This is a genomic window from Pseudomonas sp. Marseille-Q5299 (genome assembly GCF_943737035.1).
GTDB lineage: Bacteria > Pseudomonadota > Gammaproteobacteria > Pseudomonadales > Pseudomonadaceae > Aquipseudomonas > Aquipseudomonas putida_E.
Window position 1 is genome coordinate 398,425 of sequence record NZ_CALSFR010000006.1, and the last position, 12,286, is coordinate 410,710.

At 53.9% G+C, this 12,286-nt stretch carries 12 protein-coding genes; 2 read left to right on the top strand and 10 right to left on the bottom strand.

The genetic code is table 11. From position 1 onward, the window contains the following. The first annotated feature begins 16 nt into the window (after positions 1–16). Positions 17–691, top strand: a complete 675-nt coding sequence (locus tag NGJ21_RS19120; RefSeq protein WP_251962502.1) for a bifunctional 4-hydroxy-2-oxoglutarate aldolase/2-dehydro-3-deoxy-phosphogluconate aldolase — start codon at positions 17–19, stop codon at positions 689–691. A 284-nt stretch (positions 692–975) separates the two neighbouring features. Here NGJ21_RS19120 and NGJ21_RS19125 read toward each other — a convergent pair whose 3' ends face one another. The 7 genes from NGJ21_RS19125 to aepX all read right to left on the bottom strand — a co-directional run bounded on the left by NGJ21_RS19125 (position 976) and on the right by aepX (position 6,515). After that, positions 976–1,536: a cupin domain-containing protein gene (locus NGJ21_RS19125; RefSeq protein ID WP_161871655.1), complete on the bottom strand. Its 561-nt coding sequence runs from the start codon at positions 1,534–1,536 to the stop codon at positions 976–978. Then, complete coding sequence (locus NGJ21_RS19130) at positions 1,526–2,677, bottom strand: hydroxymethylglutaryl-CoA lyase-like TIM-barrel protein (RefSeq protein ID WP_251962503.1); 1,152 nt, start codon at positions 2,675–2,677, stop codon at positions 1,526–1,528. The genes NGJ21_RS19125 and NGJ21_RS19130 overlap by 11 nt, the downstream gene beginning before the upstream one ends. Next, positions 2,674–3,558 carry an NAD(P)-dependent oxidoreductase gene (locus NGJ21_RS19135; protein WP_251962504.1) on the bottom strand — a complete coding sequence of 295 codons (885 nt, stop codon included), beginning with the start codon at positions 3,556–3,558 and terminating at the stop codon, positions 2,674–2,676. The genes NGJ21_RS19130 and NGJ21_RS19135 overlap by 4 nt, the downstream gene beginning before the upstream one ends. Before the next feature lie 172 nt (positions 3,559–3,730). Beyond that, positions 3,731–3,982, bottom strand: coding sequence for a cupin domain-containing protein (locus NGJ21_RS25950; protein ID WP_353506397.1), 252 nt, complete (start codon positions 3,980–3,982; stop codon positions 3,731–3,733). A gap of 315 nt (positions 3,983–4,297) precedes the next feature. Next, positions 4,298–5,047 (bottom strand): PHP-associated domain-containing protein, encoded by a 750-nt coding sequence (locus NGJ21_RS19140; protein ID WP_251962505.1) that lies wholly within the window; start codon positions 5,045–5,047, stop codon positions 4,298–4,300. 3 nt (positions 5,048–5,050) lie between these two features. Continuing rightward, positions 5,051–5,611 (bottom strand): HD domain-containing protein, encoded by a 561-nt coding sequence (locus NGJ21_RS19145; protein ID WP_125924463.1) that lies wholly within the window; start codon positions 5,609–5,611, stop codon positions 5,051–5,053. Beyond that, complete coding sequence (gene aepX, locus NGJ21_RS19150; protein ID WP_286010442.1) at positions 5,592–6,515, bottom strand: phosphoenolpyruvate mutase; 924 nt, start codon at positions 6,513–6,515, stop codon at positions 5,592–5,594. The genes NGJ21_RS19145 and aepX overlap by 20 nt, the downstream gene beginning before the upstream one ends. A gap of 170 nt (positions 6,516–6,685) precedes the next feature. Here aepX and NGJ21_RS19155 point away from each other — a divergent pair, with 170 nt between their 5' ends. Continuing rightward, positions 6,686–7,879: an MFS transporter gene (locus NGJ21_RS19155; RefSeq protein WP_251962506.1), complete on the top strand. Its 1,194-nt coding sequence runs from the start codon at positions 6,686–6,688 to the stop codon at positions 7,877–7,879. Between the two features lie 111 nt (positions 7,880–7,990). Here the strand turns inward: NGJ21_RS19155 and leuA are convergent, their stop codons facing one another. The 3 genes from leuA to xseA all read right to left on the bottom strand — a co-directional run bounded on the left by leuA (position 7,991) and on the right by xseA (position 12,275). Beyond that, positions 7,991–9,664 (bottom strand): 2-isopropylmalate synthase, encoded by a 1,674-nt coding sequence (gene leuA, locus NGJ21_RS19160; protein ID WP_251962507.1) that lies wholly within the window; start codon positions 9,662–9,664, stop codon positions 7,991–7,993. 400 nt (positions 9,665–10,064) lie between these two features. Next, positions 10,065–10,892 carry a peptidoglycan DD-metalloendopeptidase family protein gene (locus NGJ21_RS19165; RefSeq protein WP_115273976.1) on the bottom strand — a complete coding sequence of 276 codons (828 nt, stop codon included), beginning with the start codon at positions 10,890–10,892 and terminating at the stop codon, positions 10,065–10,067. 3 nt (positions 10,893–10,895) lie between these two features. Then, a complete protein-coding gene (xseA, locus tag NGJ21_RS19170; RefSeq protein ID WP_115273977.1) occupies positions 10,896–12,275 on the bottom strand; it encodes an exodeoxyribonuclease VII large subunit in 1,380 nt (459 codons plus the stop codon). Between the last annotated feature and the right edge of the window lie 11 nt (positions 12,276–12,286).

The following is a 12,286-nucleotide window of genomic DNA, read 5'->3' on the forward strand; positions in this document are numbered from 1 at the left end:
CAAAGGATCCACTGTCATGACCACCCTTGAACGCCCCCAGCCTCTGCTCTCGATGGCCGAGAAAGCCGCCCGGATCGATGCGATCTGTGGGGCGGCGCGCATCCTGCCGGTGATCACCATCGCCCGTGAGGAAGACATCCTGCCGCTGGCCGATGCCCTGGCCGCTGGTGGTATCCGCACCTTGGAAGTAACCCTGCGCTCACAGTATGGCCTTAAGGCTATCCAGGTGCTGCGTGACCAGCGTCCGGAACTGTGTGTCGGTGCTGGTACGGTGCTCGATCGCGGCATGTTTGCCGCAGTCGAGGCGGCGGGCGCGCAGTTTGTCGTTACCCCGGGGATTACTCAGGACATCCTCGAAGCTGGAGTCGACAGCGATATCCCATTGTTGCCGGGCATCAGCACGCCTTCGGAAATCATGATGGGTTATGCCTTGGGTTATCGCCGCTTCAAGCTGTTCCCGGCGGAAATCAGCGGTGGCGTGGCAGCGATCAAGGCCTTTGGTGGCCCGTTCGGTGATATTCGATTCTGCCCTACCGGTGGCGTCAACCCGGCCAACGTGCGCAACTACATGGCGCTGCCCAATGTGATGTGCGTGGGCGGCACCTGGATGCTCGACAGCAGCTGGATCAAGAACGGCGACTGGGCGCGGATCGAAGCGTGCAGCGCCGAGGCGATGGCTTTGCTGGACTGATACTGAATTTGTTGTGTGCTTTACGGCTTATGGGGCGCTTGGTCGGCGCCCCTTTTTTTGCCCGGCGTTTTTGAATTGCCAGTGCCGACCCTTTCGCGGGTAAACCCGCTTTCACAGGCATTGCACAGCGTTCGAATTCTGTGAAGTCTCTATGGGAGCGGGTTGACCCGCGAAAGGCCGGTATAGGTTAAAAAAGCCCGCATCAAATATGCGGACTTTCTCGTTCATCGCGGCACCGCTTAAGTCGACTTGGCTTTCTCCCGGCTCAGCGACTGTGACAGTAGTTAAAGGTAGTCAATCGCGAGAATTTGTGAATCCGGTTCAAGTTTATAGAAACAATGAGGAGTCCATTCTTCAATGAAAATGGAATCTCCCTCATTTAGTACCTCGTTGTGAAGATGTGGATGACTTCCCCATTTAACCCCTACTGTCCCAGAGAGAATGTATACGAATTCTCTAGCCTTATGTCCGGCGTTTAGTATTGCCTTCTCGGCCGATGGGAATAGAGGGGTAGTCCTGAGTACCAGCAGATTTTTATCTGAAGTTGTCTTGAGTAAGTGGCGGTAAAAATAGGCAGGCTCACCCTGCACGTGCCGTAGGCGATCGAATCGGATGAGTCCGCCGAAAACGCAGCTTTGAGATTTATCGTACTCGCCGCCTAATTCGTCAATCACATAGGCTGCTGTGACGTTAAGATGTTGGGCAATATTTTTAAGCTGCGTAGAGTTAATTGTAATGCCGTCGATGGTTCTATCATAGAGGCCTCGAATATTATCTAAAGTCATTTTTCGTTTTTGTATTAATTTCTGAAGGTCATCGAGTCTTGCTGTGATGTTAAACTCCATGTTGCCTTCCTTTCTTTATAGTGGAGCAAAGCATGGCCACATCGGTAAGAGTTATGGCACTTGATTTAATCATGGATGCCTCTCTTACCAATTGCAGCAATTGCTGGACTTCATCATCTGAGCATGTGATTTGCAATTGGTCCAATGCGTATTTTATTGAGGCGCGTCCAGAATGTTTACCGACGATAATGTGACGTTCGCGCCCCATCACGCTTGGGTCGTAAGGCTCGAATGACTTGCCGTTGTTGAGAGTACCTTTTGTGTGAATACCTGACTCGTGAGAAAAAATGTTGCTGCCCACGATGGGCTGCCAAGGATTGATTTGAGAGCCAGTTGCATTGGCGACAATCTCAGAGAGTGTTTGAAGCTTTTCCGGCTTAACACCAAGGTCAATCCCGTATTGAATTTTTAGGGACATTACCATTTGCGCCAGGTCAGGCATTCCCGCTCGTTCACCAATACCGTTTACAGTGGCATGAAAATATTTTGCGCCTGCCTGCAAACCGGATAATGTATTGCTTACACCGAGGCCGAAGTCGTTATGAGCATGGCACTGGGTATCAATCTCCACTGCGGATACCACTGTACGGATGATGGAGTGGTACTGTTCAGGCGTAAGCACTCCAATCGTGTCAGAGAGCCGTAACCTATCGGCTCCCGCTTCGCAGATGTGGCCGGCATAATCAACGACAAATGACAAGTCTGAGCGGGCAACATCTTCAGCGCTGATTGAGACAAATACATCGCGTTGCTTTGCACAGTCTATTAATTCGCATGCCTGTCTGACAAGCCAGTCCTTTGATTTGTTTATGCTGTGCTTCAGGTGGACCTCTGAGGTGGGTAACCCGATATGTATGTATCGGTAGCCTGCGTCGAGTGATGCTTCTACGTCTGCACGTATCCCTCTATTCCAGCCTACCAGTCGAATATCAGTTCCCTGTGTGCGCTCTAGCATCTCACTTAATGTTCGGCTCTCAGTGCCGCCCATCGCATATATACCGCCTTCAATCCAGCGTATGCCCGCGTCGATAAGGGCATCGAATATCTTTAGTTTAGTTGCTCTTCCAAACGAAATGCCAGGTGCTTGCTCGCCATCTCGTAATGTCGTGTCTTCGACGATAATATCTTGACGTGGATTCATGATGTAACACTCCGTCGTTGAGCGAGTAGTGAAAAGTATTGGCATTGGTCAACGTCGTCGCCAAAGGCGTGTCTGGCGTCGATGAAGCATTGGATCGCCATCGCTGTTGCTGGATAAGCCTTAAGGTCTGGTAATTGAGATTGCGCCAATTCCAAATCTTTACAGCGGACGGCCAGCGTCACATGACTAGTTGTCAACCCTGAGAGAATATAGTTCAGCGATACATGCATGTAGGCAGAACGACCGCGGCAGGAAGTGAATACCTTCACCATTGATTCGAGATCCAAGCCCAACGCCTGCCCTTGATGAATAACTTCCAGGGCCCCTGCTAGATTGATAGACTCTGCCAGATTGTTGAGGATTTTAAGTTGCTGTGCCTTTCCAGGTTGTTTAACGTAGTTGATTGTTTTGCAGATTTTTATGAGTATGGGATGTGCCGATGAGTAGGCTTGTTCATTGCCTGAGACAATAGAGCATAATTTTCCCTGGAGAGCGCCCATTACTCCCCCAGAGATCGGGCATTCGATATAACTCACACCGATATTTCCGAACGCTTCATGTAGGTTGACCGCAGAGTCCGCTGATAAGGTGCTGAAGTCAATTACGACGTTTCCTTCTTGGAGCGAATAAAGCAGTCCGTCAGTATCTGAGTAATAGATTGCCCGTAGTGCACTTTCTCCGCTAACACATACAAGAATAATGTTTGCGTTAGCTGCGAGCTCTCTCAAGTTGTTTTTCCAAAGTGCCCCTCGGTGTATCAGTTTTTCAGCTTTTTCGTACGTGCGGTTGTGGATTAATACCTCGACGCCAGTGTCTAGAAGTCGATGGCATATGGCATGACCCATTTGACCTAGGCCAATTAATCCGACGGTGATAGTCATGGTTTGATCCTCTATAATTCACAAGGCATGCATACCTGCAATTTCAAGTAGATAAAGGAGTGCAGCACGGCATGCTTGATGCCTGCCGGTGGAGCTTGCGTCAGTGACTAGTTTTCTAGAAGGTGGCTAGTGTGAAAATTATCCTATGCCACCTGGTCTGTTGTTTTCAATGCTAGCCATAGTTGATGGCGATAATTTCTGATTTCTCACCAGGTACATTGCTGACAAACCCGTGAGGTACATCGGGGAGAATGAAGATGGAGTCGCCCTCGTTCAATATCCCTTCTTTAAACTCATTGTCAGAGTCCAGCCACCGAACCCGTACGCTCCCTTTAGTTACGTATACAACTTCCTTTGATGAGTGTCCGTCATTCAAAGGCATGCATTGGAAGTCGTTGGCGCGTACATCCAGTCGTAGAGCCATTAATCGAGGGTCTTGATTGGTTGTAACCAAATGCTCATAAGTGTAGCAATGAGTACCATTTCTGATTTCTTCACGCTTGAAGCCAGTTCCTCGCCTAGCTATTTTTACGCCATTATCCAAGTCGGTAATAGTAAAACCTAAAAAAAAGATCGCTCAGTGGCAAGGCCAAGTAGCTAGCAAGCTCTCTCAATTGCTCAATACTTTCGAAGTAAGCGAATTTGTCATCGAGCTCCACATCACAAACGTGTGACATGGTCATCTTTCTCGAAGCAAGGAGTCTCTCAAGGTTGTTTTTGCAAATAGTTATTTTGTTGTTCATGGTTCCCTTCTCTCTGTGTCGGTTTGGCGATGGATCCTAGCCAAAGCAGTTAAACGCAATGAGTCGCGATCCGGTTCGTGCGTTGTGTGATGGCTGTGCAGCCATTTTTTCAGGGTGAGTGGACTGTGCGTGTTATCTTCATTTATAAGTGTTTTACAAGCGCCTATGGATATGAATGAGTGAGAATCAGACCCTCCTGTAGTGTCGAGATTTAATGTCGATGCTAATGTCAAGTATTTATGTATGTTAGTGAGGTCTTTGGCCGGGACCTCGATCGCGTTTATGCAGCGTTTTAAAGCTTCAAGATCTGAGCATGTCTTACCTGGCCAAAAAATATGGTGCGCTACTAGTTTAAAAGGTCTGCCTCGCTTCTCTAGCAGTCCATGAAGCGTATCCAGGGTATACGCGCTCGCTCGTCGATCAAGACTCAGCAGTGTTTCCAGGTCAGCATGCACGCCAATGTTCATATTGTTCGCGAGATGTAGCTCTGCACCGGGTAACACAAGGACACCGTTACAGATAACTGAGCCATCTCCCTGCGTGCTACCACCGAGGCGATTGCTGCAGAATAGACCCAGCATCAGTTTTTCGTAAGCATTAGCTTCGATGTGTTCGGTGATGCAGATTGCATCGAGTTCATTAAAGTTTGCTACTTTCAGCGTCTGGCTCACTGAGTTCCAATCCGGCTCTGCTTGCTGCTTCCACATGAGCAGATGCACATGAGCATCCAATATTGTCCTTTTCATTCATCACCTCATTACGGCCATGATGATTTTTTCATACCTTGAATACGCATTCACGAATCCATTGTCATACGGCGTGTCATCAAATTTTCGGATGGATAGCGCGTCATGGTGGTATGGCTGGTTTTGAAACGCCAAGATTTCTTCGCTTGTCATACGTCCCCCTTGGTTAAGTAAGCTTGACAGTGATCCCGAACTCAGTTGATCGTTGTAGTTTTCATTAACGGTGATTAAGTATCGCTTTGCATCGATATGGAGTTGAATGGGGATGCAGACTGACTGAGGGAACCATCGGTTTAGCCATTGGGCACCCAGATCAGCATGCTGGCAGTCCTTTTCATATGGAGTCATTTCCGGGTCACTGTTGCATAGGAAATGGCCAATGTCGTGGAACAACGCTGCGACAATCACTTCTTCCGCACAGCCCTCAGTCAATGCTTGGTGAGCACTCCAAAGCGAGTGCTCCAAGAGTGTCTCGCCGTTGCTAAGCTTTACTTCTTTACATTCAAGCATGATTGTTTTGAGCATGTGGCAGGCAGCCCGCATGCTAGCTTTCTTGTCGAGCATAAATCAGCTCCGCATCCTTTAGTTCGTCGTAGTTCAAAAGTTGAAATACTTCGGAGAGCGAACAGATGTTATTGTCGATGTTGCAGATGCTATTGTCTGCCTGAATTTGTGCTGCTGCATTTCGCATTGCAAGCAATGAGGCCCGCATCATTTGGTTTGCACATATATACACCGAGACCCCAACTTCCTGTAGTAGCTCCGTCGACACGTTTTTATAGGTTGTTGGGGCAACTATCAAAGGGCAGCGTCCTGCCCAGCACTTACTGGATTCCAATATGTCGAATCCGTCTGTCTCTTTGGAGTGTATAAAAATTCCATCGGCACCTGCTTCGTAGTACTGCTCCGCTCGTTTCAAAGCCGCCTGGACACTCATTCCGGCTACCAATGCTTCTGTACGAGCAATAACAATAAAGTCATCATCCCGTTTCGAATCCTGCGCAGCTTTAATCTTTCCGCAAAATTCATCCACGCTACTAAGTGCGTGCTCATGGCTGACGAACGAGTTCATTTTAGGAAACTGTTTGTCTTCTAAAGAAACTCCAGCTATCCCATAGTGCGACAGGCGCTTAACTATGTGCCTTACATTATTGAAACTCCCGAAGCCTGAATCTCCGTCGAAAAGAACAGGGATATTTACTGCGTCAGCTATGCATTGAGCGACCTCCATGACCTGACTCCATGATGCCTCATTGCAATCGCGAAGCCCCGTCGCTGAGGAAATAGCGAGTCCCGACGCCCAAATAGCTGGATAGCCCGTCTCCTCGACTATTCTAGCGGAGAGCCCATTGTGGGCCTCCAGAATCAGGTCGAGCCTGCCGTTGAATAATAGTTTTCGGAAACTTCCTACAGTTTTTTTCTTGACATCACAAACTCCGTTTTTTGTTGTTGTGGATGAGTTGCTGATTCAGTCTTAGTCGCACTTGGTGAAAAACTCAATGCCCTGTATGGTTTTTTTACATTTGCTCTTCCATAGATAAAATTGTCACTGTCAGGTGACAATTCAACCTAATCTGCTGGTTGACGGTAGATTGGCCGCGATTTACGCTTCGTTAATTGATGTGTAACTAGTTAATTATGAACAATCAATCAAAGGCAATAACATGTCTGCTTCTTGCTTTCTTTGTCGAGGCGTGTGCAGCGCAGGTGATTTTTATCTACGTACCGCTAAGCATGCTAAGTGGGTCGGGGGATGAAGTTTTCTCAGCGCTGCTAAGAGCGACCGTTTATTTAGGTCCAGTTGCCTTTGGTTATTGGGCTGGGAGACTTGTGGATGGAGTTCGCTCGCGAGCCTTAGGTTTCTTGGTCGCGCTGGGGCTATGCTGTGATGTGGCGTTGTATGCGATTCGGCGAGGGGGATGGACGTTGTTAGAGACGTTTGTTCTATTAAGTGTGATTTCCATCGGGATATATATACTCAGCAATCTTCGTGCTTGCCTGATACCCCGTATCCTCCATAAAGATTTACTCCCGCGCATGAATGCAGGATTACTTATCGTCGAGCACTGTGCGCTCATCCTATCGCCCGTCGCCGTCTCATATTTTTTGATGTTGAAAAATCCGGTGGTAGTATTTTATGGTGCTTCCATTTGTTTTTTGCTTTCAAGTTTTCTGTATCGCTACTCCTCTTTGGAACTCCCGCCTCGCATCGCTCCGGTTGTCCCCACTTCCTTTATCTCCAGCTATAGGGCGCTTGTGCAAAACAAGCCGCTGGTGCATGTTGTTTATATCGTCGTGGGCAATAATGCCTTCACAGCTATTTATCTTTTTTTCGTGCTCCTGAGTGCTGCGGACAGTGGGGTATTCAATATCAGCGAAACACCATTCCTTTTGGTTTCATATGCTTTGGGTTCCATTTTTTCCGGATTAGTCGCACCGAGGATGATGCGTGCATTAAATACCCGCATTGCTGTGTGTACATGCAGTGCTGGAATGGCTGCATCAGGGGTGTCGCCACTTGGACTAGGAACGGTTGAGTCTTACTATGTGTCAGCCTTTTTCGTGGGCTTCTTTGGGGCCTATGTGATCATTACAGCTTGGACATTGAGACAGGCGCTGGTACCCGCGGCTTTGCTTGGCAGAGTCACCGGAATTACCAGTGCACTCTTCAAAGTTTCGATGCTGCTTTCTGTCCCATTGGCAGGGTTGATAAGCAGTTCTTTTGGCAGTGCTGTAGCCATACTTGCGGGTATTGTGCCCGTAGGGTTAGGGCTCGCACCTATGGCAGTCGCTTCGTTGAAAGTGAAAATGGGTAGTCCTCATACTGACTGACGGGCCTGATTTTTCTTAAACTGTTGTTTAAGCTGGCTGACAAGTCCAACTGGTGAATCCAGGGTAAAAAAAAGCCCGCATCAAAGATGCGGGCTTTTTTGGGGGGGCAAGTTACGCGGCCTTGGCCTCTTGCTGGCTCAGCGAGCGGTTCAGCGCGCTGAACAGTGCCTTGAAGCTGGCCGTGGTGATGTTCTCATCGATACCCACGCCGTGCACCGGGCGGCCACCGGCCACGCGCAGTTCGATGTAGGCCGCGGCCTTGGCATTGGTGCCGGCACCGATCGCGTGCTCGTTGTAGTCCATGATCTCCACCGCAACCGGCAGGCCGGCTACCAGGGCTTCGAGGGCGCCATTGCCCTTGCCGCGCCAGTGCAGGGTAGTTTCGCCTTCACCGGCGACTTCCACTTCCACGGCGCTGTGGCCGTTTTCTTCCTGCAGGCGGTGGCTGACCAGTGCGTACGGGCTGTTGGCCTGGAGGTATTCCTTGTGCAGCAGGCTGTAGATCTGCTGCGCGGTCATTTCCAGGCCAAGGCGGTCGGTTTCACCCTGAACCACCTGGCTGAACTCGATCTGCATGCGGCGCGGCAGGCTGATGCCGTACTCCTGCTCGAGCAGGTAGGTGATGCCGCCTTTGCCCGACTGGCTGTTGACGCGGATCACGGCCTCGTAGCTGCGGCCGATGTCGGCCGGGTCGATCGGCAGGTACGGCACTTCCCACAGCTCGCCTTCCTGCTGCTTGGCGAAGCCCTTGCGGATGGCGTCCTGGTGCGAGCCGGAGAACGCAGTGTGTACCAGGTCACCGACATACGGATGACGCGGGTGAACCGGCAGCTGGTTGCATTCTTCGACCACCTTGCGCACGCCGTCGATGTCGGAGAAGTCCAGTTGTGGGTCGATGCCCTGGGTGTAGAGGTTCAGTGCCAGGGTCACCAGGTCGACGTTGCCGGTACGCTCGCCATTGCCGAACAGGCAGCCTTCGGCACGGTCGGCACCGGCCATCAGGCCCAGTTCTGTGGCGGCGATGCCGGTGCCACGGTCGTTGTGGCAGTGCAGGCTGATGATCACGCTGTCGCGGCGGCTGATGTTGCGGCAGAACCACTCGATCTGGTCGGCGTAGATGTTCGGCGTGGCAACTTCCACGGTGGCCGGCAGGTTGAGGATGACCTTGTGCTCAGGCGTCGGGTTCCACACTTCGATGACCGCGTCGCAGACTTCCTTGGCGAAATCCAGCTCAGTGGCGCTGAAGGTTTCCGGCGAGTACTGGAACGTCCACTGGGTTTCCGGCTGCTGGGCGGCGTACTTGACGAACAGCTTGGCCGCGTTCACCGCGATGTCTTTCACGCCTTGCTTGTCCTGGTTGAAGACGATGCGGCGGAACGACGGGCTGGTGGCGTTGTACAGGTGGACGATGGCCTTCTTGGCCCCGCGCAGCGATTCGAAGGTGCGCGCGATCAGGTCTTCACGGGCCTGGGTGAGCACCTGGATGGTGGTGTCATCCGGGATGTGACCCTCTTCGATCAGGGTGCGCACGAAGTCGAAATCGGTCTGCGAGGCGGACGGGAACGAGGCTTCGATTTCCTTCACGCCAACCTGCACCAAGGTCTTCCAGAACCGCAGCTTCTTCTCCGAGTCCATCGGCTCGATCAGCGACTGGTTGCCATCACGCAAGTCCGAGCTGCACCAGATCGGCGCTTCGGTGATGGTCTTCGACGGCCAGGTACGGTCTGGCAGGTCGATGGTCGGGAAGGCGCGGTACTTCTTCGAAGGGTCTTTGAGCATGGTCATGGAAGCAATCCTTTTGTGTGCGGCCGAGATCGGGCCTGCCGAGCGATAACGAGATGAAGAGGCGAGGCGACGCGATCAGCCTGGTAGTCGGGCGCTGACCAGGCAGAGGCTGCGATGTTGTCGGAGCAGGATGAGGGTGCTGAAGGTTTTCATGCCTTCAACCCTAACCAGTGGGGTGAGGGATGGCAAGCACTGGCGAAAAATTGAGATAAATGCTTAAAAAAAGCTAAATAGCGAGATTTTATGGCTGTTATTTCTCTCGGGATTCGAGCTTATTGCGCTGTATTTTTTGATTGCGCAAATCAAGCTAACGCAGGCGAGGGTGCTGGCCTCTTCGCCGGCAAGCCAGCTCCCGGAAGGGGTTGGCAGCCGGCTTGCCGGCGATGAAGGCGCTACGGTATCAGGGCTGGAACGCACCAATGAAGATGGCCGGGTCCACCCGCGCATCATTCAGGCTGACATTCCAGTGCATGTGCGGCCCGGTCGCCCGCCCGGTCGAGCCAACCCTGCCCACCACATCGCCGCGACGCAGTTGCTGCCCCACGTTCACATCAACCTTCGACATGTGGCAGAACATGCTGATGAAGCCCTGCCCATGGTCGACGAACACCGTGCGGCCGTTGAAGAAATAATCACCCACCAGGATCACCTTGCCATTGGCCGGTGTCTTGATCGGCGTGCCCGCAGGCACCGCGAAATCGAGCCCCGCATGGGGGTTGCGCTCTTCACCGTTGAAGAAGCGGCGTACGCCGAACTTGCTCGACAGCGGGCCGCTGACCGGCTTGTCGAGGACCAGGTTGCTCGGCAGGTTCGGGCTGAAGCTGCGGTAGGCCGTGATCTGCTCGGCCAGCTCACGGTCGATGCGCTTGAGGTCGGCTGGGTTGGGGTTGACCTGGCGCTTGTTCTTCAGGGTGATGTGCTGCTCGGGGTACTTCTTGTTGCCCACGCTGAACGGCAGGCTGCGCCCGCCCTGGGTCAGCAGGGCCGGGCCGGGCTTTTGCGTCAGCGGAATGCCGACGATGGCCAGCCAGTTGTCCTGCTCTTTCACCACCAGCACCGGTTTGCCGTCGAAGCGTGCGCTCGGCGCCGTGGCCGCCCGGCCCAGATCGACCACGGCAACGCCGCCCGGGACAGGCTTGTTCAGGGTGCGGGTGATGTAGCTGGCCTGGGCACCGCCGGCCAGCAACAACAGGGATAGGGCAAGCAGAGGGGCGAACAGGCGGGGCATGTGTCAGTCCAGTAGAGAAAGGGTGACCGGAGTCAGGTGGTTATCCTCGACCCGCACCTGCAATTCGCCTTCATTCAGGCGGGCAGTCAGGCGCTGGCCATTGCGGGTTTGCTCGGCACTGCGGATGGCCTGGCCACGCTCATCGAGAAGGATGCTGTAGCCGCGTGCCAGGGTAGCCAGCGGGCTGACCACCTGCAGCGTCTGCAACTGCGCCTGAAAGCGCTGGCGGCGGTCCTTGAGCACCTCGCGCATGGCCCGCGGCAGCCGCTCGGCGAGGCTGTCCAGGCGTTGGCTGAGCAGTTTCAGCGTACGCCCCGGATGCTGCGCGGCCAGGCGTGTGTCGAGGCGCGCCAGGCGTTCGCGGCGCTGGTTGAGGCTCTGCAGGAAGGCGCGGCGCAGGCGCATGTCCAGGTCGTCCAGGCGCTGGGCCTGCTGGCGCAAGCGCTCGCCGGGGTGGCGCAGGCGCCGGGTCAGCGATTCCAGGCGCAGGCGGTCGTGGGCCAGGCGGTTCTGCATGCGCAGCAGCAGGCGCCGCTGCAACCCTTCAAGGCGCTGCTGCAGCCCGCTGCTGTCGGGGGCCAGTAGCTCGGCGGCGGCAGAGGGCGTAGGGGCGCGCACATCGGCGACAAAGTCGCTGATCGACACGTCGGTCTCATGGCCCACGGCGCTGACGATCGGCGTGACGCAGGCCGCTATTGCACGCGCCACGGCTTCTTCGTTGAAGCACCACAGGTCTTCCAGCGACCCGCCGCCACGGGCCAGGATCAGGGCATCGAAACCGAGGCTGTCGGCCAGGCGGATGGCGCGCACGATCTGCGCAATGGCTTCGCGGCCCTGTACTGCTGTTGGGATCAGGTTCAGTTCGACCTGCGGGGCGCGGCGGCCGAACACGCTGATGATGTCGCGGATGACCGCGCCGGTGGGCGAACTGATGATGCCGATGCGCTGCGGGTGGGCGGGCAGCGGCTTTTTGCGTTCGGTGCTGAACAGGCCCTCGGCGCCGAGCTTTTCCTTCAGTGCCTCGAAGGCCAGGCGCAGAGCGCCGTCACCGGCCGGTTCGACGGTGTCGAGAATCAGCTGGTAGTCGCCACGGCCTTCGAACAGCGAGACCTTGCCGCGCACACGCACTGCCAGGCCATCGCGCAGGGCCTGGCGGACACGTGTGGCGTTCTGCCGGAACAGCGCGCAGCGCACCTGGGCGCCGCTGTCTTTGAGGGTGAAGTACATGTGGCCGGAGGCCGGGCGGGCGAGGTTGGATATCTCGCCTTCCACCCAGACGCTGCGGAACACGTCTTCCAGCAGCACACGGGCGCGGCCGTTGAGCTGGCTGACGGTGAGAACCTCGCGGTCCAGGCCGAGTCGTTCGAAGGGGTCTTTGATCATGGGGGCATGAT